Here is a 308-nt window from a genome sequence, read left to right as displayed (position 1 = left end):
GCTGGCGCGTGCCGTTCGTCGCGTCGATCCTGCTGCTCGCGGTGTCGGTGTGGATCCGGCTGCAGCTGAACGAATCGCCGGTGTTCCTGCGCATCAAGGCGGAAGGCAAGACGTCGAAGGCGCCGCTGACCGAAGCGTTCGGCCAGTGGAAGAACCTGAAGATCGTGATCCTCGCGCTCATCGGCCTGACGGCCGGCCAGGCCGTCGTCTGGTACACGGGCCAGTTCTACGCGCTGTTCTTCCTCACGCAGACGCTGAAGGTCGACGGCGCCAGCGCGAACATCCTGATCGCGATCGCGCTGCTGATC

Annotated in this window: 1 pseudogene; it reads left to right on the top strand. The window is 65.3% G+C overall.

What is annotated here, in order from left to right:
• Positions 1-308: pseudogene (locus A9Z05_RS37405) on the top strand (MFS transporter); the annotation flags it as partial.

This window comes from Burkholderia sp. A2 (assembly GCF_001729305.1).
In the GTDB taxonomy this organism is placed as follows: Bacteria; Pseudomonadota; Gammaproteobacteria; order Burkholderiales; family Burkholderiaceae; genus Burkholderia; species Burkholderia sola.
The sequence above is the reverse complement of the archived record's forward strand: the minus strand, read 5'-3'. Positions and strand labels throughout refer to the sequence as shown.